Below are 25,912 nucleotides of genomic sequence, written 5' to 3'. Positions count from 1 at the left end.
AATGCGAACCCGCGCTGAAGCAACTATTCGGGCCCTTCACTCGCGGGCCGACGGACGCCCTGATCGCTCAACTTGTGCGCACGAGGTCGATGAGCCGCATCGTCAGTGTTTACCCGATCCGAACGCTAACAGAACCGAAATTGTCTTGTTGACTTCTCAATAAGAGATTATCATTTGGTTCACCGACAAACCAACGTTCCATAGGTGGAACAACTCGAGGAGTGCTTGTATGCCTGCTTCACGCCGACTTTTCAGCTTGTTCGCTGTCTTCCTGACGTGTGCTTTCTGGGCCTGCGGTTCAGCGCTGGCCCAGGCGTATCCCTCGAAGCCGATCACCATCGTGGTCTCGTACCCCGCCGGTAGCGACACCGATTCCATCGCACGCATGCTGGGCGAAAAACTTTCGGCACGCCTGAACACTCCCGTCTTGATCGACAACCGACCAGGCGCCGGTGGCACCATCGGCAACAGCTACGTGAGCCGTGCGCATCCCGACGGCTACACCCTGCTGTTCACGCCGAACCCGTTCACCACCGCCCCCATGGTGATGAAGCTCGGCCCGTCATCGAATTACGACGTGCTGAACGGGTTCGAGCCAGTGATCCAGATCGGCACGCAGCCCCTGGTCCTGGTGGCCTACCCCGATCCCGACATCAAGACGATTCCCGGCATGATCTCTGCAGCCAAGGCCGGCAAGCCCCTGAGCTACGCCAGCCCCGGGGCGGGCTCGCCCATGCACATCGTCGGCGAGTGGCTCAACTCCGCCGCTGGCGTGAAGATCATGCACGTCCCGTACAAGGGTGTGGCGCCTTCCGTCACCGACGTCGTTGCGGGCCACGTCAGCACTGCATGGGTCACGCTGGGCATCGTCCGCGACTATGTCGCGACCAACCGTCTGACGCCGTTGGCCATCGGCGACGCCAAGCGCTCTTCCCTTGCCCCGAACGTCCCCACCTTGACCGAGTTTGGCTACAAGGATGTCGTGGTCGGAGCGTGGAACGGCTTCTTCGCGCCCAAGGGGACGCCGAGCGACGCCATCCAGATGCTGAACACCAACCTCAACGCCATCCTGGCCGAGTCCGATGTCAAGGCCAAGCTGACCCAGTTCGGCGCCGTGCCGGTTGGCGGTTCGCCTGACGTGTTGCGGAAGACAAATGCCCACGAGTACCAGGTGATGGGAAAGGTCATTCGTGACCTGCATATCAGCGCCGAGTAGATGGCCATGAGCAACTCAACCATCGGGAAGTCTGTGCCCCAAGTCACCGCTCGGGCCAAGGTGCTTGGACGGGCACTCTACGCAGGCGATATCAAGGTTGCCGGGATGCTGCACGGCAAGGTCTTGCGAAGCCCGCATCCGCACGCGCGGATCCTGAGTATCGACACCAGCCAGGCGTCGGCCTTGCCAGGTGTCAAGGCGGTGGTTACCGGAGCCGACGGTCCCCGAGTGTGCTGGGGCGTTCATCACAAGGAACGGCGCATCCTCGCGGAAGGCGTAGCTCGATTCGCCGGCGAAGAAGTGGCGGCTGTAGCTGCCGATTCCGAAGAAATCGCACGCGACGCTCTGGATCTCATCAAGGTCGAGTACGAAGAGCTTCCCGCACTGCTCACAGTCGAGGCGGCGTTGGCAGATGGCGCCCCGGGAATTCATCCGGGCCGCGGCAACATCTCGCACGAGATCAACTTCGAGCGCGGCGACGTGGACGCGGCGTTCGCCGACGCTGCCCTCGTTTTCGAAGAAACCTACACCACGCACGCCCAATATCCCGGCTACATGGAGCCGATGGCCACCGTGGCGCAAATGGACCCGGACGGCCGGCTGCAGGTGTGGACATCGACGCAAACCGCCTTCCTTGTGCGCGCGCGGCTTGCGTCAGCGCTTGAGTTGCCAGTGTCCCAGGTGCGCGTGATCCAGGCGACGACTGGAGGAGGTTTCGGCGGCAAGATCATCGAGGATGCGAACAGCCTGATTGCGGGATTGCTTGCGCTTCGTACAGGCAAGGCTGTGCGCCTGGTCAACAATCGGCTCGAGGACTTCCTCGCCTGCTGCAGCAGCGTGCCGGAACGCATCACTCTCAAGCTGGCGATGGACCGCGACGGAAGGATCCTGGGCAAGGACACGCGCATCCTGGCGGACTGCGGCGCCTACAGCGGCCTGTCGGCGGAAGTCATGCACGTGAGCGCCATGCGGAGCGACAACATGCACCGCCTTGCCAACGTTCGCTCGGACGCTTCCCTCGTGTACACCCACACGCCGCCGCATGGCGCGTTCCGCGGCTTTGGTGGCACCCAGATGCTGTTCGCGCTCAACAGCCACATCGATACGATGGCCCTGAAGCTCGGGCTGGATCCGCTCGACGTCCACCGCCTGAACGCGATCGGGCAGGGCGAGACTTCCGTCCACGGCTGGAAGATCGGCAGCACCGGTCTGCAGGAGTGCCTCACCCAATGCACGAACGCCATTGGCTGGAAGGAGAGGCGAACAAAGCCGGGAATAGGCAGCAAGCGGCGCGGGATCGGGCTTGCCGCCGCGATGCATGTCAGCGGCAATCGAACCATCGGCGACTGGGACGGCTCCTCCGTGGTCATCAAGATCAACGAAGATGGCAAGGCTATCATCCATTCGGCGGAAGCGGACATGGGGCAGGGCGCGATGACGGTCATATCGCAGGTCGTCGCGCACGAGTTGAATGTCGGCCTGAATTGCGTCCACATCGTCCAGCCTGATACGGATTCCGCGCCCTTTGCCATTGGATCATTGGCATCGCGCGTCACGATCACCGCAGGCAATGCCGCGATCGTCGCGGCTCGGGCGGCGCGAGACAAACTGCTCGCGCAGGCCGCAAGGCAACTGGTCGTGCTGGAAACGGACCTGGAACTCTGGAACGGCGCGGTGCGTGTTCGGGAGGAACCGGAGCGCAAGGTCACATTCGCCGAGCTCGCCCGCAACCACATCTGGCGGGATGGCGGTGAGGGCATTCAGGTGAGCGGCTCCTGGGACGCGCAGACCCGGATGTTCGACAAGAAAACCCTGATGGGCAACATTGCCCCCGCGTATTCATACGCAGCGCAAGCCGTGGAGGTAGAGGTCGATGTGGAAACCGGTCAGGTGTCAGTGATCGACAGTTTCGTCTCTGATGACTGCGGCAAGGCGCTCAACCCGCAAGCGGTACACGGCCAGAGCAACGGCGCGGCCGCACAGGCGATCGGCTGGACACTGTACGAGCACCTCAAGCTGGAGGATGGTCGCATCGCGAACGGCAATTTCGCCGATTACACGATGCCGACGCCCGACGCGTTGCCCGAGCTGCGCAGCGGCATCGTCGAGTCCATGGATCCGAACGGCCCCTACGGCGCCAAGGGCGCGAGCGAAACGGCCATTCTCCCGGGCGCCGCAGCCATCGCCAACGCGGTCTATGACGCCGTCGGCATTCGCATGACCCACCTCCCGATCACACCGGAAAGGGTTCTGGCAGCGCTGCGCAGTCGCAATGAGAGTGCGCGACATGCATGACTTCGACTTCCTGCAGCCTGCGTCCGTGACGGAGGCCAGCCACATGCTCGCCGACCTGGGTGATCAGGCGCGGGTCATGGCCGGCGGAACTGCCTTGATGCTGGCGCTGCGTCAGCGCATGGTCTCACCTACGCATGTGGTGTCGGTCGCCAACATCCGGAGCATGCGCGGCCTCACGTTCGACCCGGGACGCGGCCTTCGCATAGGCGCCTTGGTCAAACACTCCGAGGTGGCCCGCTCGGAGCTTGTGCGGGTGCACTATCCGGTGCTCGCGGCAATGGCCGCCCAGGTCGCGAATCCGCAAGTGCGCAACCAGGGCACCCTTGGTGGCAATCTCTGCTACGCGGACCCCTCCACCGACCCGCCGGGATGTCTCCTCGCGCATGGCGCACAAGTCGTTGTGGCAAGCACCAGGGGGGAACGCGTGCTGTCGATCGACGAATTTCTGGTGGACTTCTACGCCACTGCCTTGGCGCCGGATGAACTGGTGATCGAGATACGCGTGCCGCTATTGAGCGCCGATGCGAGTGGCCAGTACACGCGTTTCCTGCGGACGGCCGCAGAGCACCGTCCACTTGCAAGCGTCGCGCTCATGACTCGGCGAAACGGCCGCCACTGCCACGAAGCGCGCATCGTCGTGGGCGCTTCCGTGTCGGTGCCCCGGCGCCTCACCAGGGCGGAGGCGTTTCTCGCCGGCAAGACGGTCACGACACAGGTCGCCGCAGACGCAGCCGACATCGTGGCGGCGGAGATTTCCGCCATCTCGGATGCACGCGGCTCCGAGGAATTTCGCCGGGACATGGTCCGCGTCATCAGCCGAAGGACGATTGCCGACGTGTTCGGCTTGGCGACAGCATGAGCAAACACACCATTCAACTCCTCGTCAACGGCGAACTCCAACGTGCAGAGGTGCCCGCGCGCCGCATGCTGTCCGATTTCATCCGAGACGACCTGAACCTGACCGGTACCAAACGTGGCTGCGAGACCGGCGTGTGCGGTGCCTGCTCTGTGCTGGTGGATGGCGAAGTCGTGAAGTCCTGCCTGTCGCTTGCAGTGCAGGCAGACGGCTGTGACCTCACCACCGTCGAGGGCCTTTCGCTGGGCGGCGAATTGCATCCCTTGCAGGAGAGCTTCATGAAATGCGGCGGGCTGCAGTGCGGGTACTGCACGCCGGGATTCTTGATCGCGTCGTGTGCGTTGCTGACAGCCAACCCGCACCCGACAGCGCACGAGGTGCGCATGGCCCTGAATGGCAACCTGTGCCGATGCACCGGTTACACGCAGATTGTGGAATCGGTGCTGGAAGCAGCGGAGAAGATGAATGGAAATTGAAAAGACGTTGGCAATCGCCGCTCCGGCAGACAAGGTCTGGTCGCTGCTGCTGGACCCCCAGGTCATGGCCGGTTGCGTGCCTGGCATGCAGTCGATCGAAGTCGTGAGCCCGACGGAATACAGCGCGGTGATGACCGTCAAGTTGTCATTCATCAGCGCAAAGTTCCGGATCAAGACCACGATCGTCGAGCAACGACCGCCCACCTATCTGCGCTGCGAAGGCACCGGAGATGATGCTTCGGTCGCCAGCTCGATGAAGCAGCAAACCGAATTGTTCCTGGCAGCGATGCCCGACGGCAGCACGGAGATGCGCCTGAAGGTGAAGGTCGACGTGCTCGGGCGTCTTGGCAATTTCGGCCTTTCCGCCATGAAGACGAAGGCGGACCGACTGTGGGAAGAGTTCGGGCACAACTTGCGCCAGAGGATCGAGGGCGACGCATCGGTGAGCCCGTCTGCGGATGCGGACACCATCGAAGAGTCGTTGTCCATGCCTCAGCACGAGAGCGCGCCGGTCCTCCGGAACGATACGACCTCCGCTGCACCGACGGCCACTTCGGCGCCGTTGAATGGGCCCAGGCCATCGCCAGCAGCGCCTGCGACACCGGCCACGGGAAAGCTTGCCACATCCGTGACCCCGGCGCCGTCGCAGCCCGGGTGGCTCTCCCGGTTGCTGGGCGGGTCCAGCAGCCGCGGCGCGCTTGTCGACGCCAACCGGGCGATCCGCATCGAAATCCAGCGCGAAGGTACCTTAGTGGTCATTCATTGGCCCGTCGAGGCTGCCGACAAGTGCGCGGCTTTGCTGCGCGATTGCCTGCGCTGAGCTACGGATCAGATATTCCATGCCTGTCCCTCGGGACAACGAACTTGCAAGCCTGCACGACAGCAAGCGTGGCGGCAGCTACGCCCAGGAGATGCTCAGTGGAAAAGACTTCCGGCCACCGAATTACGCAGACAGCCTCCCATTGGGGCGTGTACGACGTCGAGACGGACAAGCAGGGAAAGGTGGTCCGGACAATCCCGTTCCACGCAGACCCGAATCCCCCGCCATTCCTCTCGAGCCTTCCCGACACGGTCCACAGCGCGCTTCGCATCTCACAGCCGCACGTGCGTGCAGGCTTCCTGAAATCGAACCGCACGTACAAGCGCGGCGGGGAGCCCTTTGTGCCGGTCAGTTGGGACGAGGCGCTGGACCTCATCGCCCGTGAGTTCCAGCGCATCAAGGCAAAGTACGGCAACGAGGCGATCTATGGCGGCTCCTATGGCTGGGCGAGTGCGGGCCGGCTGCACCACGCACCCAGCGTACTGAAGCGATTCTTGGGCCTTTTCGGCGGCTATACGGACAAACGTGGCAACCACAGCTTCGGCGCGGCAATGCACATCACCCCCTATGTCATTGGCAGCTCGGACATCACCGAGATGGTCGTGTCATGGCCTGATGCGATCGCGCATGCCGAGTTGATCGTCATGTTCGGCGGGGCGTCGTTGAAGAACACGACGATCGATCCGGGTGGGGCAGTCGTGCACGAAAGCCCCGACTGGTTCAGCCGTGCCAAGGTCAACGGCCTTCGCTTCGTCAACATCAGTCCTTCAAGGCAGGATCTTCCCGCCGAAGTCGAAAGCGAGTGGATCCCCCTGCGTCCCAACACCGACACCGCCTTGATGCTGGGCCTGGCTCATACGCTTGCCTCCGAGGGCCTTGCTGATCATGAATTCCTCGGCAAGTACTGCGAGGGTTATGAGCGCTTCGAGGCCTATCTGATGGGCCGCGATGACGGGAAGCCAAAGGACGCTGCATGGGCCAGCAAGATCACGCTGGTCCCGGTTGAAACGATCCAGGGCCTTGCACGCAAGATGGCAGGCTCCAAGACCTTGGTCACGACCAGTTGGTCGGTCCAGCGGGCCGACCACGGCGAGCAGCCCATCTGGATGACGATCACCTTGGCCGCAATGCTTGGCCAGATAGGCCTGCCGGGGCGGGGTTTCAGCCTGGGCTTCGGTGCGATCAGCGGAATCAACATCCCGCACCGGACCGACCTGCCGCGTCCGACGCTTCCGCTCGGCCCCAATCCCGTCAAGACCTATGTGCCGGTTGGTCGGGTCGGGGACATGATGCTGCGCCCCGGGGCCCAGATCCAGTACGACGGCAAGACGATCACCTACCCCGAGACAAAGTTGCTCTATTCGATCGGCGGCAACCCGTTCCACCACAACGGCAACCTCAACCGCTTCCTCGAGGCATGGCAGCAGCCCGAGGCGATCATCGTCCACGAACCCTGGTGGAATCCGCCGGCCAAACATGCCGACATCGTGCTTCCCGCGACAACCACCATGGAGCGCAACGACATCCTTGCGCAGGAGCACACGCCGTACTGGATTGCAATGAAAAAGGTCGTCGAGCCGGTAGCCGGGGCTCGCAACGACTTTGACATCATGGCCGACCTGGCGCATCGGCTCGGCTTCGGACTGGCCTAACACCGAGGGCCGCGACGAAATGGGCTGGTTGCGCCACATGTACGAAGGCGCGCGTACCAAGGCTCAGGCTCTGGGACTCGATCCACCGCCCTTCGAGAAGTTCTGGACGGACGGCGAATACCGGTTCCCAGCCCCTTCCCAAATGCCGCCGCTACTTGGCGACTTCCGCCGGGATCCCGTGGCCAATCGATTGCCGACACCCTCGGGCAAGATCGAGATTTTCTCGGCGCGCATCGATGGCTACAAGTATGACGATTGCCCTCCGCATCCGACCTGGTTGAACCCTGCCGAATGGCTTGGCTCCGATGAGACGAAGCAGCACCCGCTGCACCTCCTGTCCCACCAGCCAACGTTCCGTCTTCACAGCCAGCTGGATCACTCCCCTGTCAGCAGGAAGAGCAAGCTCAAAGGCCGCGAGCGCATCACTTTGCACGCAGCGGATGCAGCGGCGCGGGGACTCGCGGACGGCGACATCGTGCGAGTTTTCAATTCCCGCGGGGAGTTCCTCGCTGCGCTGCACATCGCCGATGACTTGATGAGTGGCGTTGCCATTATCGCTACCGGCGCTTGGTACGACCCGTTGGAAGGCGGCAAGCCAGGCAGCCTGGAAAAGCACGGCAATCCGAACGTGGTGACGCTGGACACAGGCACGTCGCAGCTAGCTCAAGGATCGATGGTCCAAACCGCACTTGTTCAAATTGAAAAACATTTAAGACCCCCGCCTCCGGTGACCGCCTACGATCCGCCACTGTTTGAACAAGACATTAGCCCTGGCGCCTGATTACCCTGCGCTGTAGGAGTCAGTCAATTCCGCAGCCAAGTCAGCAAAATGGTTCACCCGATTCAGCGGGTCGGCTCGCTGGGGGCTCGGACTGGGACTGGTCTGAGCCAATAATGTGTGACTTGGACTCGATCGCGTGGCTTGCGGTATTCCAGTCGAACGCTCGATCGCTGTCTCGGATCCATGAACTAGACCGTCAAATATGCGATATTTCGATTTGCTCAAAGCACGACTGTACCGATCGGCCGCTATATCGAAAATAAGGCTATCCGATTTATGTTAAACGCCACCGGCTAAGCTAGCGCTGCCCGTGCGGGGCGGTTGAGGCACGATCTCATGATAGTGATTTGAGCTCCGTCTGTACGATCGCGCTTCCTACCCTAGACCCAAATGTACGTCGCGAGCTGCTGGACCGGGCGGTGTATGCCGGCCTTGTACCTTAGCGAACCAGCAGTAGTGTCCTTTTTCCCTGACTGGGCAAACGGCCCATTCCAAGCCGTCTCCTGTGAGCGTGTAGAACTCGAGACGTGGCGAGCCGGGAACTACCGAGGGGCAGACGGACAGATTGTGCAGAAGTCACAACGGCTGCAGTGGTGACCGATGGCCGGCGCATTGTCGCCGGCGGCGAAACGCTGTGCCGCCTTGTAGGCCTTGGTCATTTCAATGGCCTTCGAGCCCTCCACTTGGTCGGTCTTCTCCGAAAGCACATGGTGAAGAGACATGGACGTAGGTCCCGGTAAGCCCAGCCCACGCAGCACCGGATTCATAATGGTCTTGAAGTCGCTGATTCCGCGACGGGAGAACCTCAGGATTGCGTACTCGGTTCCCCCGTAGGTCCCGTCGATGCGAAAACCCCAAGTCATCTGCAGCTTTAGTCCGCCGATGGTAGCCAAGGCCTGCTCAAATCGGCCGCCTCGCTCCCGCAAGGTCTTCACTTGGCGCTCACCTCGGTCAAGCGCATAAAGCGCGTCTGCCCACAGTGAGGGGTCTTCGACAGCGGTGGGCAATTTTCGGTTCGTCCAGGCCGAACCCAGCGCCCCCTGTGCCGAGCCTGACGCGCCGGAGGAGAACGCCTTGAGCGCATCCATCACTGCCCATCGCGCGCGTAGCGATACGTCGACATCCGACTCGCTTTGCATTTCCAGCACGTGGCTGTACCAGTAGCGCAGCGAACAAGTTGCGTAGCTGTAGAAATCTTCAAAAGGCAACGCCGTCGCCGCTGCAAAAGCCCCATTCGTCATTGCCCTCGCCATGGTCAGCGACGACCCGCTGTATGCCTTTGAGAGGTACTTCCTGGGATAGTGGTCCAGTTGGGGTGCGGTTGAGTACTTGAACTTGGTGTCTTGATAGAGATACAGGTGCCGTTTCGCTCTCGAGATAGCCACGTAAAGGAGGTTGTTCCGTTCGACTGATTCCTCAAATTTGTATTCATCCATGCTGCTACCGAGGGCCTCTGGCGGCACGATGTCGAGAATGCCTTCAGGCCGCCAACTGGGTTCTCGGCTTCCGTAGCTGTCCGCGCTAACGAAGCCCACATGCACCGCCTCGAACTCCAGCCCCTTACTTCCGTGAACGGTCATCACGCGAACGCCGTCGAGCACGGCTGCTTCCGGCGGAAGCTCGCGCTGACCTTGGGCATCACCGATTCGCTGCCGCAGCCGTTGTCGCAGCAAGTACCGCGACAGCCGCGCCTCCTTCATTTCGCCGTCGCCGTTTCGCACGCTGTAGGCGAACTGCCAGAGGGCAATGCGACTTACCCAGGCTCGAACGCTGATGTCAGCGGCAGGCGGGACGCCGAAGCGCTTGTCCAGCAGGAGATGGCAGATGAAGGCCCAGGGATTGGAGCCATGCTGGAACTGCCCGATAAGGTCTCGGAGACTGGCCGTCACCTCCAGGCCGCGAGAGCTGAGCCCGGGTGGCGGCACGTGGATCCAGCGACCTCTCTGGAAGGCCACATCGCGCTCGGCTGCCTTTAGCAGAACGTGTAAGTCTGCCAACGGCATGTTGAGAGCAGAAATCCCCGACAGGCCGGCCAATGCCTTCGGGCGACGCTCAACGAGGAGCTGGATGAGGCAGAGAATGTGCTTAACCTCGGCCCTTGCAGTCAGCTCTCCGCTGTAGATGATGGGAACCCCCGCCTGCTTCAGAAGCTCGGCGGTGCGCTCTACGTCGCTCGACCTGCGGCAAAGCACTGCCTGGTGGCGAAAGGGCACCCCGCTGACCTGCAATTCGTTGATGTGTTCAAAAATCGCGCCGAGGAGGGCATCGCCGTCGCGGCAGGTGACAACCACAGGCATTGCGCCCGATGTGCCATTGGTCGCGACAACCTCATCGAGCCTCAACGTGCTCTCAAGAGCGTGGTCGCGGCCAATCTGCTGTGTAAGGTCGACGACCTCCTGCGAACTTCTTCGGTTGAAGGTCAACGGATACCGCTGGATTGAAGTCCCAGCGGCATGCGCCTTGAACTCAACGTCGAACTTCTGGAGGCTTTTCAGCGAAGCGCCCCGCCAATGATGAATGGCTTGGCGAACATCCCCGACTACCCAAATATGCTTCTTGTACGCCAGCTGACGAAGCAGTTCGACCATAGCCTGCGTGACGTCCTGGTATTCGTCCACCAAGACGTATTGGAAGCGGTCAGCCAACTCGACGAATGGCTTCCTATCGTGTTTCAGTGCAATTGCCGGCTTCGAGATGAGGTCCACGAAGTCAACAGTCCGGCGCTCCTTGAGCAAGGTCTCGTGCAACTCGAAGAGGGTGGCCACATCGAGGCGCTTTTGCTGAATCTCCTTGTCTTCGACCTCGTTGGTCTCTATAAAGCTCTTGTAGGTAGCCGGGGAGACCATCTCCTCTTTGAGCCTCGTGATGCCGTCGCCGACGGCCCCAAGCCAGTCGTACGGGTCTTCCACTCGCAGGAAACGCCCGAGCTTGACGCGCGGCAGCGCCTTGACCAGATTGGTCATCGAGCCCATCAAGTCCGAGACGTGAAGGTCCGAGTCCAGCTCGAAGTGCTGGTGGTACTTCCGCAGAAACTCCAGTCCGAACGAGTGGAATGTGCCCGCCCAGATATCGGAAGCATCTGCAATTCCGGCGCTTCGCAGCCGTTCGACCAGTTCCAGAGCCGCCTTGTTTGTGAACGTGAGGACCAGAATTTGGCTCGGATGCACGTGCTTCTCTTCCACCAGGTACTTGACTCGATGGATGAGCGTGGTGGTCTTGCCTGTGCCCGGTCCTGCGACCACGTTCGCCGCGCGTTCTTCGGCTCTCGCCGCCGCCAACTGGTCGGGGCTCGGTTCACTTAGCGGGCTGGTCGTCTCGCTTGAGTCCGGAAGCAGGAGGCCATCGAGCATTTGCTGCCTGACGAATTCCAGTGGGATACCGAGCTCGGTGGCCGCATCTGCAGTGCCCTTTCCGGCCAATGCGAATTGGCGGGCGACATCTCTCGGTAGCAGCAACTCGCGGGCGAAGACGTTTGCTTGGAGCTCCTGCCGCTCGCGCGCGCCGTAGGCTTCCACTTTGAGGACGGCCGGGCTGCCAGCGCTGCCCACCAGAGTGCTCAAGTGCGCAACAGTCGTGGCTGGCTTCGTCGCATCAAGAAAGAAGTGCCCGAGTTCATGGGCGACAAGACCACAGAACTCGGCATTCCATTTGTCGACCTCCGTACTCACATAGATGAACATTTGCTCCCGCTGGAGCACAGCCGTCCCGCCCCCAAGGTCGGGATAGGTGGGCGGCACGGACTCAATCGCAATGTTTAGGATCGACTCGACCCTTTGCAGCAGGTCTTTGGCCGATAGCGGGGTGTGCGCATGTGAGGGCTCCAGTTTCGCTCTGGTTGCATGTGCTTCATTTCGAGCGCGCTGGAAGGGATTCATGCGTATCAGACTCCCAGTTCAAGAAGAGCTTTCGCATCTTCTGGGGAAAGGCTCAACGCCTTCACCGCGGTGGTCCAAGTTGAAGGCGCCGTAGAAAGCACTGGCTTTCCGCCCTCCGCTTTGAATGCGGGTACCAGCCTCCGGTCAAAACTACCTCGAAATACAGTGGACAGCAAAGACTCAGGCGCGTCCAAGGCTATGGCGAGTTTGGGGAGCAATTTCCTCGGTGCGCGTACGCTTCCTGCGAGGATGCCCGATACGAGAGGAACGGCAAAAGGCTGAAGTCCAAGCTTTGAAACCAGCCCTCTAATTGCCGGCCCCTTGCACTTCGAAACCCGAGATTCGAGGGGCTCGAGCAGCCTCTGCATCGCAATACCATGGGCCAAGCACAGCACCGTCAACTCGGAGACCGACTTCTCGTACTCCTTCGCGGTCGACCGGAGCCGCACGGCCTGGCCTGGGTCCAAACGCACCATTACCTGCTCGGTGTCGGAGTCGTCCCATTCGTGCAACTCGTTGGCCAGCACATTGAATAGCAAGGTGGGGCCCGCGTAGAGCGCCCTCGCGATGAAGTCTTCAAATCCGAAGACAACAAATCGCCGACACACGTCGGCGAAGCTCGTCGCCTCGGCGGCAGCCAACTCGCCGAGATGTTCCTTCAGGCGAGAAGGCAACGAAGCACCAAGCGTCTGTTGCTTCGCTTTGGAAAGCGCGCGCTCTGGAGAAGGCGCCTCCGTTGCCAATTCGGTGCCAGTAGCACAGGAACTCATTGGAATCGCTTCGTGTTCTTGTGCGCACGACGTGACATAGGTCGCCACGTCGACGAGAGTCAGTCGAATCGCTTCATTCGGCGAAGCAGCCGTCACTTCGCGCTTCAAAGAGCCTTGCATGGCATAGGAAACGGAAATATGTCCCTCAGGCGTCGCCCGCAATCGGGCTGTCCGAAGAATGCTAGAGAATGTATCTGGGAGCCGGGACAAGAGTGCTTGAGCTTCGGCAAGGTCTACCGGTTTAAGCGTGGTTTGCATTGACGCCCTCCATGGCTGCGGGGCACGCGAGCCCCTTGACGCAGTGTAGATGTATATCAATAATGTATCAACCCCCCCCGTGGAGATGTTATGACTGCGCCGAAGCTGGCTGCGGCCATCAGGACCGCCGTCGCAGCCTGGGAGCTGGCGACCTCATTTGAGCAACGAGTGGACGAGCTGGCTGAGCCGAGAAAGCTTGGTGGCGAGCTGTCCATCGGCGTGGAAGAAGCGCTCATTGCAGCTGGTGAAGACTTGGCGGCGGTCCGTCAAGGAGTCCTGTCGGCGCCATTCGTGGTGTTGACCAACGTATTCGAGCCGACCCACTTGCCCGACACGCCGGACTGGTTCACGCCTGTTCCGGACGCCACAGGCACGTACGCGGGCCGCGCTGCGGCCATCGCTGCCCATTCCTTCCTCGGCATGGAAACCGTGTCGTACGGTTCCGAGAACAGCGGAGAACTCTTCGTCAGCCTGACTGCGATCCCTGGCGACGGTAAGTTCGCGCGCAAGTCTCAGGGAGGACTGCGCGGGCACACGGACGGCGTGAGCTTTCCGTTCAACGGCGAGACCGACGCGTCCAATACGCGAATCGCGCCGTCGCCCGATTTGGTGACTCTGGTCGGCCTGAGAAATCCGAAGTCCGTGCCGACGACGGTGATGGTGCTCCGAGAGGCCTTGGGAAAGCTGTCACCGGAAGACATTCACGAACTGAAGCAGGCGCAGTTTTCCATCGAGTCGCAAGCGACCTTTCTCGAAGGTATGCGCGATATCCTCGGGGAGGTCCATACCGCCATCGATGAGCCAGTGCTCAAAGATGCAGCCATCGGCACGATCGTTCGATTCAGCCATTCCAGCGTTTCTCCAACTGAGCCTGGCGGCGCTGCAGAAAAAGCAACTGAGAATTTTACTAAGGCCTGCAGCGAAGTAGCCTTGGCCGTGGCCATCCAGGCAGGCGACCTGCTGCTCGTGAGCAACCGACTTTGTCTGCACGGCCGCGGTGAAGTAGGGAGTGAAATCGGCGGGCAGTCGAGGTGGCTGCTGCGGACCTACGGGCTGGACACGTCCCAGCTGGATGACAGTCGCCGCCATCTCGGCGACCGGCCGGCTCACGTGCTCTTTCCCTAGTGTGGGCGCCAGACAGCGATCAGCCTGGACCTCCTACCTTGGCGCGCAGCTTCGCAGCGGAATCGAGAGGCGAACTCGGTGGCCTTTGCTTTCGAGACGCGACGTAGTGCCGTGCGGAAACGCCAACCGGCCGTTTTTGTAATACGTTAAACTGCCAGTTTTATTGATGCGATAATCGCTAAGGAGTCTTTGATGGGGAGGCCGCCGTTGGTCGAGACTCGGGAAAACATCACAAGCATTCGGCTCACCACCAACGAGCGCCAAGAGATGGAGGAGGTGTCCGCGACCCTAGGGTTTAAGTCGCTAGGCGACTATCTACGCCACCTCCACAACGTTTCCGCGGCGCCCTTGCGCAAGCAGCGGCAGGAATTGCAAGGGCGAGACTTCGGCAAGTTGCACGAGTCTCACAAGACCTCGCTGGGCAAAATTCTGCAGGGGAATAGTCTTCAATACCTCCACCACGCTGCCAAGCCCGAGTCGGTAAATCTGATTATGACATCGCCCCCTTTTGGGCTGGTGCGCAAGAAGAGTTATGGCAATGAGGATGCCGCCGAGTACTGCGAGTGGTTTCGTCCATTTGCGGAAGGATTCCATCGCGTACTCAAAGAAGACGGAAGCGTGGTGATTGACATTGGAGGTGCTTGGAAGTCAGGCACCCCCACCCGTTCGCTTTACCACTTCAAGCTATTGGTTATGCTGTGCGAGGAATACGGCTTTCATCTCGCACAAGAGCACTACTGGTGGAATCCGGCGAAGCTTCCGAGCCCGGCGGAATGGGTCAACGTACGCAGGGTTCGGGTTAAGGACGCTGTCAACTGCGTTTGGTGGCTCTCGAAGACCCCGTTCCCGAAGGCCAGCAACAAGCGAGTGCTGATGCCCTATTCGGACTCCATGAGAAATCTGCTCAAGAATGGTTACTCGGCTAGGTTGAGACCGTCAGGGCATGACATATCAGACAAGTTCTCTAAAGACAACGGAGGTTCGGTTCCGCCGAACCTGCTGGCAATCGCAAACACTGAGAGCAATGGCCTCTACCAAGACTATTGCAGAGCCAATGGGATTGACATTCACCCCGCCCGCTTCCCGGCCCTCCTGCCGGAATACTTCATTCGCATGCTTACTGATCCAGGCGACTTGGTTCTCGACCCCTTCGGCGGTTCATGCATGACGGGAATGGTCGCGGAAGCATTGAGGCGCAGATGGACATGCGTGGAGCTATCCAGCGAGTATATAAGGGGGGGCATGGCTCGCTTCCAAGCGGAGGCCGCAGACGCGCCTAGAAGTAAGGCTGCTACGTACTCGATCAGTACACCTTGCGCACAGCCGGTAGACGAATCGCAAGTTCCGCTGCACCCTAACGGCGGTGAGACAAGATAGTTAGGAGAGACTGGATCTGCGGCATGTTCGACGGGCTAGTTCAACAAGCCGCCCACGGCCGATGTCATCGAAGTCTGCGGCGATCAGCTGATTTACTTTCGGTTCTCCCGGATCGAACTTAAGAAATCGAAATGAAACAACTGCGCAGTTGGCCAAGGGCGTTTCTTCGAATCGTGGCCCCTTTTTGGCCTCTTTTCGGCATTCGGCCACCAAGCTCTCAGTGGCCAAACGTATCGCTTCGCTTTCAAAGTCTGCGCTCAATACTTGTGCGCATCGTAGGAAGGCTAAATATGAGCCGGAGTGCCCGTCTTGAACGCAGACGATGCGCGGGTCTTCTGCGTCAAGGTGTACGGGTGTGTTCCACCCCACCGTGAAGAACCCCACTTTGGCAATGATGCCATCCTGCTCCGCCGACAAGTTCCAGACCATCGGATGCCCACTGACGATAGACAACGCCTGAGCCAGTGACAGTCCCGCCGCCAACTCCAAAAGCCGCTGTTCGCCCGTGCGGCCTAGCACCGCATCAAGAACAATGCGCCTCAATGCGAAGGGTGCGAGGCGACGCAATCCCTCGTAAACTCGAATGACATCGCCGGACTTTGGATGCAGAGCGCTCCTGCTTTGTCGAGCACCGCTAATCACCGAATGTCGCGGACGATAACTTCCAATTCTTCCAGCGAGGGCTCTCTTTATATGAGAGGATGCTAGGGCTGCGTTGTACACCGCAAGGCGAGCTTCAAGGTCTCGGCGAGCACCTGAGTCACTAACGCATATTGCCCTTGAGATCTCGTCGCGGGCTAGCTTTAAGGCCCAAGCTGGAACTTGACGGCTTTGAAGGGTTTCCTTGGATGCAACTAATTCGTTGACAACGAAGACGCTGGGGTCGGCCTTTACATGCTGGCGCATGAGCGTTTCGTTAGCGTCGATGGAGCCCGAGATTTGTCCGAGGTGCTCCGACGTCTCCAAAACACTTCGTTGGCGCATCCCGCGGCGGTGCCCCAAAGCGCCCAAAGCTATTTCATGGATTTCGTGGGACATCGCCCAAGCCAGAAGGAGAGCGCCGCGGGCGCCTCGAGCTTCTGAAGAAGCAAGCATTCTTCCGTTGGGCGCTAGGCGCTTGTAGCTGCCCAACACCAAGGAAAGGCATAACTCTGCAATGGCAGCGGACCGACTAGCGCTCAAGGGCCTAGCCTAGTTCCGATAGGCGGCGCTGCAAGTCGCCTGCGGCCTCTTCGGAAAGGTTCCATGCCGCGGAAATCTCCGACGCCAAGTCTACGGCTTCGTCCTTGCCAATCCCATCGAGCAGTGGCAGGAAGGTCGAGGCGAATGCAGCAACGAAAGTTCGCTGAGTTGAGGGCAAAGGATTTGCTAGGAAATCAATCGAATCATCGACTGCGGACACGAGCCTCAGGAAGTCAATGGCAGGGGCAGCTCCCATCTCTCTGAATGCGCACACGATGCGCCAGACGTCTGCCACGGGATTGGGTAGCAGTTCGTTGTAAGGGCCTTTCATCAAGGCGAGCTTCGCAAGCATCCTGTGAACGAAACTGCGAAGATCTGGGGGCGCCCCTAGACGAATCCAAGTGAAACGTCGCGTCATTGCAAGGCTTACTTGCTCCAATTGTTCTTTGTCGGCTTGGTTGAGCGTGCAAATCATCGCCCAACTGGCCCCTGGGGCAAATTCATGTGACTCCATGGCCGGATTGGTCTTGGGAAGGAGCCGATAAAAGGGGCTTCCGGGGTCCTCAACATTTACACGGTACTGAAGCGACGTGGCATGCCCAGAAAGAACAGAGAACAAAGGACCTATGACTTTGTCAATGGGGCAACGGTTAAGTTCATCGATGATGATAGGCTTGTGGAACTCCCGAAGCATGACGCCGGGGATGAATCCTATTTTGCCGGGCCCCAGCGGCTGGTAGCCGCCAACCAAGTCCTGGGAACTCCATGAAGCGGAACCTGTGAGCAGAGTGTAGGGCGCTGACGCATCGCCCGAGTCTCCCAAGTTTTCAGCGACGTACTGTGCCAAGGTGGTCTTCCCAGTGCCAGGAGGGCCATGGAAGATGAAATGGCGCTTACCTGCCCTGAGAGATGCATTGATCACATCGTAAACTTCGTCGGGTATGCCAAGGAGTTCAGTGGAAGGAATGATGTCGGAGGCGAGAGCAGCCACCGTACTTTCCGCTCCAAAGCAGCGCCCTAGATCGACCTCCATACGGATCAATTCATTTGGATCTCTGGGATCGTAGGCGGATACTTCTGCCGTTCCCGATGAAAGCCAAGATTGGAGTGCGTCGGTCGCGTCTTCGTAGCTGACCAGCCGCCCGTCCGGCATTTGTTGAGACTCGCGAGGAGCGAGTGTCATCACCAGGCCAATCTGCTGGATCTTGAAGTTGGCCTTCACGTCGGCCCGCCCCTTGTATCCGATCTCGCTGCGATCCGCGGAGAACTCGGTGAGCGCGTCTCCTGACGTCCCCATTGGCAAGGGCTTCGAAAACCCGAATTGGATGATCCATTCCCAACTCTCCGGGAAGGCATAGGACTCATTCGAGAGCTTCAGAGAAGGCTTCAGTCGAAAGGCTGCTAGAGCACAGCGCCCCTGCCCGTTGTTGATATAACCAACGGTCTCCGCGCCCTGAAATGGCTCGCCTTCCGCATCGCGTGCAATGTCGACCGATAGTTCCGGCACCGTGGCGTCGATTCTGACAATCCAGCGAGGCGGCTTACTGCTGATGTTAGAAGGGTTAGCCCAATACCCCGTCTCAGCAGAGGTGGGCTCGGAGAGAGCAAGGTCGCGAGTTCCGCACGTCCTGCGGTCGTACGAGAAAGCACGCAATGGGGCAGAAGAGGCCGAACGAGCCGCAGCTTCCGCGCCCAAAATATTGTTTCGCGTGGTGGCCAAAGTTATCCTTCGTTCTAGTTCTCTCGCCCTGTCGACCAATGGTCAAGCCGTGACGGGAGCCTCGGCTGGGCCCTCTGCGCCTTCGTCCTCGTCTCCACGTCCGGCGAACTTCCACAAAGAGGACTCGGAGTCAAAAATCGCATCGATGTTCTGCAACACAGCACTAAATTGCTGGCGGTCAACCTTGCGCTTAGTTTCACGCTCGACAAACTCAAGCAATTCGGCTCTGGACAAGCCTTCAGGATGAGCCTTCAGCGTCGCGGTAGCGGCCTCCCCGACGGAGACGCGACGCGATTCTCCCCATGGCTGCAGATAGCAATATTGTCCCTTGTCCATGCGCAGTCCATCCTTACTGGCCACCGAGACAAGCACTGGTAACCTGTCTTCGCTATCTAAGCCCAAGTACGCAGCTACTTCGGAGGCATGCATGCCAACTTGCCGAGCGGCAAGCTCCTTAAGTAGTTGGAATGACATATCGCCGGCTTGCTGCATGTCCACATCCCTGCCTTCCAATCCCCAAAGGCCAGGGCCTAGACGGACCAGAGGGCTCGAAGCCCAGATTTGAAAATGGATGTTGAGGCCCCGGCCTTCAATCAGCTTCGAGCGGATTTTCTCCGTACTCATGGGCTTGCCCTCGTCTTCAAGTAGTGAAACGATGGCCTGCCTCACATCTAGTCGAGCATCGGCGTTCTCGCTCCACTCGCCGCGCACCCCCCAAACCATGCGGCGCAGGTAGACGAGCGAAGGCGAACTGGACAATGCCATGTTAATGATGTATTTGGTGAGCTTTCCCTCGTATGAAAAGCCGCGATTGAGGAGTTCGTCGTACAACTCACTGCTGTGCCATTGCTTTGAAGACGATCCCCCAGAGATGATGTCTTCGACCTCCGCACGGACGGCCTGCATCTGAGAAGGGTTCAGGGGACAGTGCTTTGAAAGGCCATAGGTGCCGCGTCCGAAAAGCATACCCACTTCGGATGCAGCCCTGCTGATGTTGCGGAGGTTAGTGCCCTCGTAGGTCGAGTGAGTGCGGACACGCCGCTGGATCTCATCGATGTGAAGAGGAGTATCGGATGCCTGCAGGACGCCTGAAACCAAAGCCGCTGCCGACTTGCCGAAGCCAGCAAGGATTCGCGACCCATCGGGCAGGGCAGACCATATGCAGAGTCTGGAAACTTCCTCTCGCAGGGCCTCTCGCATATCCTCCCCATTGCCAATGAGGACACTTGCGACCTGTGAGAGCGCGTCGCGTTCACTCAGATTCTGTTCCGCGAGAGCCAACATCATGCCTTTGGCCTCCTGGATTGCTTCGAGCCACCGCGCCTGACTCATGCGCGAAATTACGGGACTGTCGTTCCAGCTCAAGACGTAGAAGCCCAAACGGGGAATGCGGTCACAGACCTCGCGCAGGGCATGCTCGAGTTCGCCTGCACCCTCGAACCAAGGGTCAATCGCAGATACTCCATTAAGGAAAAGCGGCGAGCTTCTTTCGCTCAAATGCTCCTGTACTTTTCGGGAGAGTTCGTCCCAGTAAGGATGTGTACCAACTTTCTTGTAGATTTTGATTTCGATCTGACGGACTCGTTCTCGAGTAAGGCCGATCTGATCGGCAATCTGCTGGAGCGTCATCGGCTCGCAACGGAAGCCCAAGCGGCCAGCCCAAATACCTCTTTCGCTTTGTTTGAGCCCATCGGCAGTGTCTATAAGGCCACTCGTGATGCTTGGTGAGGTATACGAGTCATCATGACAAGTAGGAACTTCGTCATCGGTGTCCGTGTTGTCATCACAGGCACTGTATTTCGGTGGGCTGTCCCCAAGTTGCTCAGGTACGACCCACTCGGACTTTGGTATGACGGCCTTCAATGGATGCCCCGTCGTAAACTGCTGCACCATCTCCCGACCGATCTCGTGGACCGATTTTTGACCTAGATTCGGGAGCTTGAAGAGACCATTCAGGCCATACTTCGCGAAATCGCCCATGGTTTTGATCTCATGGGCTGCGCAGACATTACTGGAACGAACCGAAAGATTCAGCAGTGCGATAGGCGCATTCAAAAGCCAGGGAGGGGCGGATTTAAGGTGGTCGATGAACGAGGCAGGGTCGGGCAACCGATCTTCTAATATTTCGTACCGACGCAGGCCCAAGACGTGGCGAGTCTCCCGGTCAAGGGATCTTTCGTGTAGGAGGTATGAATCCTCGTCCAATATTCCAGCGGCATCGAGCTTTTCGGTCAAAGCAGGACTGACGCTGGCAAGCCTGCCCACCCATCCCCTCGGCGCGGCGCTCTCAGCCGAGGGCATTTTCGTCTCTGACTGTAGGAGGGCCTGTGGCGGCTCTACAGTTTGCTCAACTTGATACCCGAAACCATCAATGGCGGGGTGGAACGAGATTGCGCCCGTTGATCCGATCGGCGCGCGACCTGCGCGGATTGGGAGTGGCATCGTCCCAATCGCTCCGCTCGATAGGTATACGAGCCCCGCTTGACTGGAGAGTAATTCCGCGACGGCTTCTGTGTCGGGCCGCTCGAATCCTACGTGTACTCCGACGGGGTACTGACTTCCCCTATTTGCGGCAATTATGGCATCGAAGAGCGGCTCGAACTCTCGGAAGACTTGGCAGCTCCACAGGCCGCTCTCGCCTTGGGCAAACAAAAACGCGCGAATCGGTCTCATCGGTCTAAGAAGATTTCTCCGCGGCAACGCTCATGAGGGACGCGACATCGAGGAAGCCCCCCTTGAAGCGCTCCTGCAGCTCCTTGATCCCCCAATCGGCTAGGCGTTCGGAGTAGGCATACACACCTTGTCCTTCGAGATTCACCAGCATGCGGATGGCTGCAGCGATCTCGCCGGTCGGATCCAGCGTAGAGACGGCAATGAAATTCCGGTTTTCCGTTGAAAGTTCTCCCGGCGTGGCACCCATCGAAAGAGCCAAGGCAATGCCGAGTCGGTACCCGTCGGTCATCTCTGCTAAGTACCCGTCCTCTTTTAATTGGGTGAGAATCGTGTGTCCCTTGTTGCTCAGGCGCACTTGCGTACGCTCTGATGCAGTTGCAGCAATTACGTCGATCATTGATTGATCCTTTCGATGCGCGAGTGCCTCAGGCTGACTTCTTTGATTTCATATACGCAGCCGACTTTTGATTTCAGCTGGGCCAGGTCGGTAGCCTTGTCAACTTCGCCCTCATGCACAAACAAAACCAGTTGGGCGGTTGTGGTGGGCAAGTAGGCCAAGATGTTCGCGCGATGCTTCTTGTCCAATCGCCCAAACGGCGTATCCATGACAACAGGGCCTGCAGCGCGCCCAGCGTGCGCCAACCCATCGATAAGCGAAAGCGCAACGATCTGTTCTGCGCCCGCGCTTCGGATTGGCACCTCCTGAGCACGCTCGTCCAAGATTGTCAGGCCGTAGTTGCCGTTGATGCGCAGGCCTGAATATTGGCTTTGGGTGGTCAGTTTGCGGAACGCTCGGCTGGCCAGCATCTCCACCGATGCCTTGAGGTCGTCGCGCAGTTGGTCAATGCTTCGCGAATAAACCTTCTCCAACGCCGAAGCAAGCTTGACCAAGCGAGAGCTTTTGGCAGCACGGGCCTTAGGCAGGCTTTCCAAGATTTTGGAGATCATTGCCAACTCGCGCTGGAATGCAGTGAGCTTTTCTTGACTAGCATTGATCTCTCCGGTGATACGGGAGGATTCCTTGATAAGGCCATCGCGAAGGAATCGCTTTCGGGCGATCTCGGCTGTATCTTGATCCTTGATCACCTCATTGAGTTGTTCAACCTCGTTGTCCAACCTTGTCAACTCAACACTCAAACGGTTGACCTCGCGATCGATGAACGCAATTTGTCTCGCCTCAGTGGGGTTCAATAGCTTGTCTAAGGACTGCATGTCGCTTGAGAGCTTAGAAATGAGATCTGTGTCCACGTTGAATCCCAGCAGATCGGCCTGAAGCTGACCCAGCTCTTCGCCTGCCGCGACGCGCTCTTTCTCATGCAGGGCCTGCCCGCAAGCGTGACAAGTCGCAGATTTGACCGCGCCTTGCATCTGGGCAATCCTGGTCTCCACCTTGGCGCGGGCAAACATTTGGGAGGTGACCGCTGAAAGCGCGTCCTGTATGTGCTCCCGCTTAAGCGTTAGAAGTGGTCGAAGCACTTCTTTCCATGCGTCCCTCACAAGCCCAAGCCTTTGCTGCTGCAACTCGTCTTGACGTGTCGTGGCTTTGTCGCGGGTCGCAATGACGTCGTCGAGCTTTTGCTTTGCTTGATAAAAGGCCTCAACTTTTGCCAGATCGTCGTCAAGTTCTTCTCTATCTGCATTGACCTTCTTTAAGCGATCCTGCTGGCTCTTGATGTCCTTTTCGATTGACTCAATCTGCGTTTGGTAGTGCCGCTGCTTCTCGGCTTGAGATTCGAATCCACCCATCTTTTGAAGATCCGCGGTCTGCTGCTTTTGAGCTGCCTTCAAGATAGTTTGGGCATCGTCGCGCCCACGTATCAAAGTGGGGACACCCAAGACCTGTTCGATTGCCTCTTTGATCAACTTGCTTTGCTCGCTGCCGTCGATCAACAGTTGCTCGTACTCGTCCAGCAACTCGCCATCGAAGAGGAAGAAGCGCGAGGTTTGCTCTGGCGCGAATCGATTAATCTCGGCGTCAATCAGGTGGTCCCCAAGCGGAATGTCGTCCTTCCGCATCGCACGCTCCATGAGCAAATCCTCGGAGCGTGCTGGCTTCGACACTAAGGCACGCTTCGTCGCCGTGCGCCTCATCTCGTAGCGATGCCCGTCATCTTCAAACGTGACTACCACTTCCATCGACCAGTCGCCCTCCATGGTCGCTTCAGAATTTATCAAGTCGAAGAGGCCAATTTCGCGGGAGTGTCGCCCCACGGCCTTGCCATAGAAAACCCAGCGTAGCGCGTTGAGCAGGCTCGTCTTGCCGCGCATATTGTCGCCAAAGACCAGCATCACATTGCGGTCCTTATCGGTTGGGAAAGAGAGGGACATCTTCCCTCGGTAGGGCATGAAGTTCGTGGTCGAAAGTGTTTGCAGGATCATTTCGCGTCGTCCTTGTCGACCATGACATCCAATAGGGATTTCAGCTCCTGCATAGAAAGCTCGCGGATGTCATCGCGGTCGAACTGGTGCCTGCGTTGGATCGCCATGGATTTGTGAAGCAACTCTGTGGAGAGCGATGGATCAACCTCCGCCGCCGCTTTGAGCAAGGCCGCAAGAGCCATATCGTTGTCGTCTGTCATTCTTCGTCCTGATCCTCTTCAATGGCAGCTTGGCCTTCGGGTGAGGGGTCGATCCCCATATCGAGGGCAATACGGCGCAGTTCGGCGCCGGCCCCTTTGTTCAGCGCCGAGTCAGCAAACTCCAGCGCGCGTACCATTTCCGCCTTCAGGAGCGAGATCTGTTCGCTCTCACTTTGAGGGTCCACAGGCACCACGATCGCGTCGTGGATAACCGCCAAATCCTTGCCGACTGATTTACGCAGCACTCGCCCACGGCGCTGGATGAACTGCCTGGGGTTTTGGCTCGATGCCAAGATGAACGCGTGGCTCACTGCCGGGATGTCCACCCCTTCATCCAAGCACTTTATCGAAACCAGCACGCCACCGAACTTCTTGAACCAAGCGAGGGATTCCGCTTTTTCTCCAGACATGTTCGAGTGGTATTCGAGCGGTCGGAGACCTTCGTCCCGAAGCTTGGAGAGCATTTCATCGAGCTGCCCCGAGTCCTCGCAATACACCAGCCAACTCTGTCCTTCCTGGAATTCCTTCTTGATCACTCCTGCGGCCAAACCGGTCTTCACTCTGGCCTTTTTTGCGATCCGCGATCGCTGTATCAACAACATCTTGGCCTTGTCCGTCAGCCCCCCGCTACCATTCGCCTTTTTGGCTTTGCTCAGTTCAAAACTGATCTGCTTCGTGAGTTTTTTCCAAAGCTCGGACTCGTCTTCGTTCAGGTGGACCGCATGGGGAAAATACTCGTAATTGACCAAGCGCCCTGCCGCGATCGCATCCTGCAGAGTAATCGGCGGAGGAATGACCGGTCCGAAGCGGTCGAGGATTCTCTGGGTGCCCTCGGGGTCGCCGTAGCGAATGGGCGTCGCCGAGAGGCCCAAGCTCGCGCCAGATTGAATTGCAAGTGCGAGTGAGTTCTTGGGGCTGCCGATCTGGTGAATCTCGTCGGCTACGATCAGGAGATGAGCTCCTTGGGCAAGGCCGTTGATGAACGCGTCGGTCGACGCCGACTGCATGGTGGCGATAACCACTCGGTTCATGCCAAGCCCGTGACTTGTGTGCGACCGCAGGCGGCCGCGCTCCTTCCACTTGACGTGCCCGCCGCCTACCATCAGCACGGAAACGTCCGGTATTTCCTCTAGGATTTCCTTTTTCCATTGCTCGTGCAGCAATTGGCTCGGCACCAATACGATCACCGGCTCTCCTGTGCCCAAATGCTTCTTCATCGCCTCGATGGCGGTGAAAGTCTTCCCGCTGCCGGTGGCGTGCTCGAAGACTCCGCGCCGGCCCGCCTTCTCCCACGCGCATATTGCGGTGGCTTGATGTGGCAGGAGCCTACGGCGCCTTGAGCCGGTCGCATCGTGCGAGGCGATTTCCGGGTCGTCCAGTCCGGGAGCGGCAACAGTCAAAAGCTTTCGCCGTTGGGCCTCGGGAAATTCAATCGTGTCCACACCCGGCGTTTCGCCCTTCCACAATAGGTCAAAAATCTTCTGGTGCGATTGGACTCGGACTTCATCTGCAGGCAGCCAACTCCTAAAAACTTCGATGGACTCGTGGTTGCCCGCGGCGTGCCAAGCGCTCCATGTCTCGTTTGCCGACCCTAAGAAGCTGACCTGGTGTCCGAAGTCGTCCTTGAAGACGCCAATCTTCTCGTGATAAATGCCATTTCCTCCGCTGCGAATGGCAATTCTTATGTCGAGGGCCCCAAACTTGATGAAGGTGGCTAAGAGCCTTGCACGATGTGCCGCAGCAGGATCCGAAAGCAGAGTATCTATGTCCCGCGAGACCGCTCGCTCCACCATCTTGTCGCGCTGAATGTAGCCCGACGCGATCGCTTCGGCATCCTCGTCAGTGATGGAGGGAGAACAAATGAACCGGGCCTTGCCGCCTCGGCGAGCGAAATCCAAGAAGGGCTGGCCGATGATGGCGAAGATGCTGGAGCGGAAATATCCCACAGCCCGGTCGTACGTCACAGCGACGTCGAGGCAAGGCTTGTAGAAGCCAGTTACAGGATCTCGCTCGCCAGTTCGATAGTGGCCGTCAAGCGCTAGATCCGGGAAGTCGGAGTGGGCCCCGCGGCCAACAGAACTGCTCAGCATAAGTCTGGGAGTGCTTCAGATTCGGAGCGATAGCAGCTTCTGGGACGGCTCACCCTTTAAACCCTCTTTTTCGGCCTCGGCCATGATAGCGACAGCTGGCGGATTTTCTTGCGCTGTCTAGCTTAGGTTGGTCGACCGCGTCCTAGTCCTCGTAAGCGTTGGAGAGC

Annotated in this window: 18 protein-coding genes; 9 read left to right on the top strand and 9 right to left on the bottom strand. The window is 59.1% G+C overall.

All coding sequences use genetic code 11. From position 1 onward, the window contains the following. The first annotated feature begins 229 nt into the window (after positions 1 to 229). The 7 genes from HB681_RS20765 to HB681_RS38195 all read left to right on the top strand — a co-directional run bounded on the left by HB681_RS20765 (position 230) and on the right by HB681_RS38195 (position 8,096). Positions 230 to 1,216, top strand: a complete 987-nt coding sequence (locus HB681_RS20765; RefSeq protein WP_213956760.1) for a tripartite tricarboxylate transporter substrate binding protein — start codon at positions 230 to 232, stop codon at positions 1,214 to 1,216. Beyond that, the gene (locus tag HB681_RS20760; RefSeq protein WP_213956759.1) at positions 1,217 to 3,511 is read left to right on the top strand and encodes a xanthine dehydrogenase family protein molybdopterin-binding subunit; all 2,295 of its coding nucleotides are present in this window, start codon (positions 1,217 to 1,219) and stop codon (positions 3,509 to 3,511) included. Continuing rightward, positions 3,504 to 4,370, top strand: coding sequence for a xanthine dehydrogenase family protein subunit M (locus HB681_RS20755; RefSeq protein WP_213956758.1), 867 nt, complete (start codon positions 3,504 to 3,506; stop codon positions 4,368 to 4,370). The genes HB681_RS20760 and HB681_RS20755 overlap by 8 nt, the downstream gene beginning before the upstream one ends. Then, positions 4,367 to 4,843, top strand: coding sequence for a (2Fe-2S)-binding protein (locus tag HB681_RS20750; protein WP_213956757.1), 477 nt, complete (start codon positions 4,367 to 4,369; stop codon positions 4,841 to 4,843). The genes HB681_RS20755 and HB681_RS20750 overlap by 4 nt, the downstream gene beginning before the upstream one ends. Then, a complete protein-coding gene (locus tag HB681_RS20745) occupies positions 4,833 to 5,663 on the top strand; it encodes an SRPBCC family protein (RefSeq protein WP_213956756.1) in 831 nt (276 codons plus the stop codon). The genes HB681_RS20750 and HB681_RS20745 overlap by 11 nt, the downstream gene beginning before the upstream one ends. A 98-nt stretch (positions 5,664 to 5,761) precedes the next feature. Next, entirely contained in the window at positions 5,762 to 7,315 is a 1,554-nt protein-coding gene (locus HB681_RS20740) for a molybdopterin-dependent oxidoreductase (RefSeq protein WP_345944710.1), read from the top strand. Positions 7,316 to 7,334: 19 nt separating this feature from the next. Next, positions 7,335 to 8,096, top strand: coding sequence for a molybdopterin dinucleotide binding domain-containing protein (locus HB681_RS38195; protein WP_256735024.1), 762 nt, complete (start codon positions 7,335 to 7,337; stop codon positions 8,094 to 8,096). Positions 8,097 to 8,638: 542 nt separating this feature from the next. Here the strand turns inward: HB681_RS38195 and HB681_RS20735 are convergent. Together HB681_RS20735 and HB681_RS20730 are read right to left on the bottom strand one after the other, a co-directional pair. After that, on the bottom strand, positions 8,639 to 11,971 hold the full coding sequence (locus HB681_RS20735; RefSeq protein WP_213956755.1) for an ATP-dependent helicase: 3,333 nt from the start codon (positions 11,969 to 11,971) through the stop codon (positions 8,639 to 8,641). 5 nt (positions 11,972 to 11,976) lie between these two features. Beyond that, on the bottom strand, positions 11,977 to 12,999 hold the full coding sequence (locus HB681_RS20730; RefSeq protein WP_213956754.1) for a hypothetical protein: 1,023 nt from the start codon (positions 12,997 to 12,999) through the stop codon (positions 11,977 to 11,979). Positions 13,000 to 13,089: 90 nt separating this feature from the next. Between HB681_RS20730 and HB681_RS20725 the strand changes: the two genes are divergently transcribed. Together HB681_RS20725 and HB681_RS20720 are read left to right on the top strand one after the other, a co-directional pair. Continuing rightward, on the top strand, positions 13,090 to 14,124 hold the full coding sequence (locus HB681_RS20725) for a TauD/TfdA family dioxygenase (RefSeq protein ID WP_213956753.1): 1,035 nt from the start codon (positions 13,090 to 13,092) through the stop codon (positions 14,122 to 14,124). 267 nt (positions 14,125 to 14,391) lie between these two features. Beyond that, positions 14,392 to 15,501: a site-specific DNA-methyltransferase gene (locus HB681_RS20720; protein WP_256354499.1), complete on the top strand. Its 1,110-nt coding sequence runs from the start codon at positions 14,392 to 14,394 to the stop codon at positions 15,499 to 15,501. Here HB681_RS20720 and HB681_RS20715 read toward each other — a convergent pair whose 3' ends face one another. The 7 genes from HB681_RS20715 to HB681_RS20685 form a co-directional block, all read right to left on the bottom strand. Next, entirely contained in the window at positions 15,502 to 16,539 is a 1,038-nt protein-coding gene (locus HB681_RS20715; protein ID WP_213956751.1) for a hypothetical protein, read from the bottom strand. Positions 16,540 to 16,687: 148 nt separating this feature from the next. Continuing rightward, entirely contained in the window at positions 16,688 to 18,403 is a 1,716-nt protein-coding gene (locus tag HB681_RS20710; protein WP_213956750.1) for an AAA family ATPase, read from the bottom strand. Between the two features lie 42 nt (positions 18,404 to 18,445). Then, positions 18,446 to 20,845, bottom strand: coding sequence for a DNA-directed RNA polymerase subunit alpha C-terminal domain-containing protein (locus HB681_RS20705; protein WP_213956749.1), 2,400 nt, complete (start codon positions 20,843 to 20,845; stop codon positions 18,446 to 18,448). Between the two features lie 235 nt (positions 20,846 to 21,080). Beyond that, complete coding sequence (locus HB681_RS20700; protein WP_213956748.1) at positions 21,081 to 21,473, bottom strand: hypothetical protein; 393 nt, start codon at positions 21,471 to 21,473, stop codon at positions 21,081 to 21,083. Then, the gene (locus HB681_RS20695) at positions 21,470 to 23,455 is read right to left on the bottom strand and encodes an AAA family ATPase (protein WP_213956747.1); all 1,986 of its coding nucleotides are present in this window, start codon (positions 23,453 to 23,455) and stop codon (positions 21,470 to 21,472) included. The genes HB681_RS20700 and HB681_RS20695 overlap by 4 nt, the downstream gene beginning before the upstream one ends. Beyond that, positions 23,452 to 23,655 (bottom strand): hypothetical protein, encoded by a 204-nt coding sequence (locus HB681_RS20690; RefSeq protein ID WP_213956746.1) that lies wholly within the window; start codon positions 23,653 to 23,655, stop codon positions 23,452 to 23,454. Before HB681_RS20690 ends, HB681_RS20695 begins: the two co-directional genes overlap by 4 nt. Further along, entirely contained in the window at positions 23,652 to 25,745 is a 2,094-nt protein-coding gene (locus tag HB681_RS20685) for a DEAD/DEAH box helicase family protein (RefSeq protein WP_213956745.1), read from the bottom strand. The genes HB681_RS20690 and HB681_RS20685 overlap by 4 nt, the downstream gene beginning before the upstream one ends. Positions 25,746 to 25,912: the final 167 nt, after the last annotated feature.

This window comes from Variovorax sp. dw_954, assembly GCF_018449755.1.
GTDB lineage: Bacteria > Pseudomonadota > Gammaproteobacteria > Burkholderiales > Burkholderiaceae_C > Variovorax.
This window is presented reverse-complemented; position numbering and strand designations above follow the sequence as displayed.